3 protein-coding genes, 1 tRNA gene and 1 pseudogene are annotated in these 3,222 nt (G+C 61.7%); 3 read left to right on the plus strand and 2 right to left on the minus strand.

Features of this window, described 5'->3' with window-relative positions:
- Together QZ498_RS17015 and QZ498_RS17020 are read left to right on the plus strand one after the other, a co-directional pair.
- A tRNA-Asp gene (locus QZ498_RS17015) sits at positions 1 to 77 on the plus strand.
- A gap of 30 nt (positions 78 to 107) precedes the next feature.
- Positions 108 to 329: an RND transporter gene (locus QZ498_RS17020; RefSeq protein ID WP_294624408.1), complete on the plus strand. Its 222-nt coding sequence runs from the start codon at positions 108 to 110 to the stop codon at positions 327 to 329.
- Positions 330 to 370: 41 nt separating this feature from the next.
- On the opposite strand, the gene QZ498_RS17025 is transcribed toward QZ498_RS17020, so the two are convergent.
- Both QZ498_RS17025 and QZ498_RS17030 read right to left on the minus strand, forming a co-directional pair.
- Positions 371 to 1,240, minus strand: a complete 870-nt coding sequence (locus QZ498_RS17025) for an alpha/beta fold hydrolase (RefSeq protein ID WP_294624410.1) — start codon at positions 1,238 to 1,240, stop codon at positions 371 to 373.
- A 186-nt stretch (positions 1,241 to 1,426) separates the two neighbouring features.
- Complete coding sequence (locus QZ498_RS17030; RefSeq protein WP_294624412.1) at positions 1,427 to 2,818, minus strand: M20/M25/M40 family metallo-hydrolase; 1,392 nt, start codon at positions 2,816 to 2,818, stop codon at positions 1,427 to 1,429.
- A 225-nt stretch (positions 2,819 to 3,043) separates the two neighbouring features.
- On the opposite strand from QZ498_RS17030, the pseudogene QZ498_RS17035 reads away from it, so the two are divergent.
- Positions 3,044 to 3,222, plus strand: a pseudogene (locus tag QZ498_RS17035) (5-aminolevulinate synthase); the annotation flags it as partial.

Below are 3,222 nucleotides of genomic sequence, written 5' to 3' on the forward strand. Positions count from 1 at the left end.
GCGGTTGTAGCTCAGTTGGTTAGAGTGCCGGCCTGTCACGCCGGAGGTCGCGGGTTCGAGCCCCGTCAACCGCGCCATTTTCCCCCAAACACGATGTGAGCAGGCCCATGGGTGGTTTTATTGACAGGCTTCCGTGGTGGATCGTTGGATTCATGGTGCTGACGCTTGGATTGGCCCCTTTTACGCCCGAGCCGCATATCTGGGAAAAGCTGAAGATGCTTGTGGCCGGGGATTTGCGCGAGGGCCTGGATTGGTTTGACCTCGTTCTGCATTCCGTCCCATGGGTCTTGGCCTTGGTGAAGGGCGTGCGGGCGATGCCGAAATCTTGAAAAGATTTCGGTCCGATTTCTTTTGAAGAAATCGGCTGGCGCTAGAGGGCGAAGAAAGACTTTAGGGCAGCTGTGGCTTCCTTATGCGCCGTGTCGGGGAAGAAGTGACCGCCGGGGATCGGGCGGGCCTGCATCTGGGTGCATTTTGCGGCCCAAGTCTGCGCGACATCATAGTGTTGGGCCATGGCCCCGTCGGCCCCGTAGAGCACAAGCGTCGGGCAGCCGATGCGTTGGGTCAAATCGGCGCTGTCGTGGGCCAGGTCGTGGCTGAGTGTGGCGCGGTAGTCATTGCACATGCCACGGATCGTGTCCGGGTCGCGCCATGCTGTGCGGTAGGCGGCGAGTTGATCCGCCTCGAAATCCTCAATCTTTGCGCCGCCCCAGCCCAGAAGGCAGGATTGGAAATAAGTGTCGGGGTCATGTCCGATGAGGGTTTCGGGGAAGGGTTCGGGCTGTGCGAGAAAGAACCAATGGTAATAGGCGCGGGCGACCTCTGGCTTGAGGTCGGACAGAAGGGTGTGCGTGGGCACGATATCCATCACGCAGGCGCGGGTGACGCACTGCGGGGCGTCGAGGGCCAGACGGTGGGTGACGCGCGCGCCGCGATCGTGGCCCGCGACGGCGAATTCTGTATAGCCAAGGTGCGCCATCAAAAGGCGCATATCTTCGGCCATGGCGCGGAAGCTGTAGGCCTCGACCGCCTGCGGTTTGCCGGACGCGCCATAGCCGCGCAGATCGGGGCAAATGACGCTGTGGGTCTTGGCCAGGTCTGGCGCAATGGGCGCCCACATGGCGCGAGTTTGCGGAAAGCCGTGCAACAGCAGGAGCGGCGGGCCGGAGCCGCCGATGGAATAGGCGATCTTTTGGCCCGCGAGGGTGACGCTGTGATCGGTGAAGCCGGGGATAGTCATATGTCTGGCCCTGCTAGGTTATGGTCTATTCGATAGGGCGGGGCCGACCCGCCGGGGCGGTTTCCCACCTCGAAGACGGGATTGGCGATGCGCCCCGCTTATCACTCGTTACCACATTGGATTGAAGCGCCGCCCCGGTGGGGGCGGGTCGGCGCTGCCCGGCGGTGCCGCCGGGCGAGACATTCACTAAGCGTTATCCGTCAGGCGGTGCAGGATGCGTGCCCAGCTTCGCGTGCCTTTGTGGAAGCTCTCCATATCGTACTTTTCATTGGGTGAATGGATGGCGTCGTCATCCTTGCCGAAGCCTACAAGCATGGCGTTCATGCCCAGGATCGAGCCGAAATGCCCCGCGATGGGGATGGAGCCGCCGCAGCCGACGAAGGCCGCAGGCTCGGGCCATTCTTCGGAGAGGGCTTGGCGGGCGGCCTCGAAGGCGGGGTCGGTATTGTCCATGATCGAGGCAGGTGAGGCCCCGTGGCCCTTGAATTCCACGCTGCAATCTTCGGGCAGGCGGGATTGCACGAAGTCGCGGAAGGCGGCGCGGAGTTTGAGCGGGTCTTGGCCGTCTACCAGTCGGAAGCTGATCTTGGCGTGGGCCTGGGCGGGCAGGACGGTTTTGAAGCCGTCGCCGGTGTAGCCGCCCCAGATGCCGTTGACTTCCGCCGTGGGGCGGGACCAGATCATTTCCAGCGGGGTACGGTCCTGTTCACCTGCGGGTTTCGACAGGCCGACGCCGCCAAGGAAGTTTTGCCAGTCAAAGCCGAGGCCGTCCCATTGGGCGCGCACCTCATCGGAGAGTTCGGGGATGCCGTCGTAGAAGCCGGGCACGGTGACGCGGCCTTGGTCATCATGCAGATCGGCCAGCACTTGTGACAGGACGCGAATGGGGTTGATGGCGAGGCCGCCGAAAAAACCCGAGTGCAGATCGACGCGCGGGCCGGTGATGGTGAATTCCTCGGAGAGCATGCCGCGCAGCATGGTGACGATGGCGGGGGTTTTGGACTGAAACAGCCCAGTGTCGCAGATCAACGCCAGATCGGCGCGCAGTTCTTCGGCGTTTTCCTCCATGAAGGGGGTCAGCGATGGCGAGCCTGATTCTTCTTCGCCTTCGAAAAAGAAGGTGATGGCGCAGGGCAGGGTGCCGTTGACCTCTTTCCAGGCGCGGCAGGCCTCGACAAAAGTCATAAGTTGGCCCTTGTCGTCGGAACTACCCCGACCCCGGATCAACCGGCCATTTGGGGTGTCTTCGAGTTGCGGATCGAAGGGGTCATTGTTCCAAAGCTCCAGTGGATCGACGGGTTGCACATCGTAATGGCCGTAGAACAGCAGGTGCGGGGCTGCGGAGTCTTTGGGGCCTTCAACATGACCCACCACCATGGGGTGGCCGGGGGTTTTGCGCGCCTCGGCCTTTATGCCAAGGCTTTGCAGGTCTCTGACCAGCCAGTCGGCGGCGTTCTGGCAATGCTCGGCATAGGCCGGATCGGTCGATATCGAGGGGATGCGCAGAAGGTCCAACAAGCGTTCGGTCGCTTCGGGGAGTTGGTCGTCAATGCGGGACAGAACGGCGTCGATAGACATGGCGGCCTCTTTCGAAATCATGGTAATTGGCCGGAAGGTATCAGCGCAGGCGGTGCTGTCCAGCTAGTTGATCGAGGTCAAAGTGCCGGGGGGCGTCAATTTGTAACCTGTTGCGGAATTGGTGCGCGCGATATATGCATCTAACTTAATGAATATGTAGCTCTGAGGAGGGCTACGGCGTATTGGGCCCGACCTGATGCGGAGACGACCAAGGAGGGGAACCCGTTGGATTATTCGGCCAAGCTGGATGCGGCGATTGCGAAGCTGCACGAAGAAGGGCGCTATCGCACCTTTATCGACATTGAGCGCCAGAAGGGCCAGTTCCCCCATGCCACTTGGCGCAAACCCGATGGCAGCGAACAGCCGATCACCGTGTGGTGCGGCAATGACTACCTTGGGATGGG

Source organism: uncultured Roseovarius sp. (genome assembly GCF_913057115.1).
Classification (GTDB): Bacteria; Pseudomonadota; Alphaproteobacteria; order Rhodobacterales; family Rhodobacteraceae; genus Roseovarius.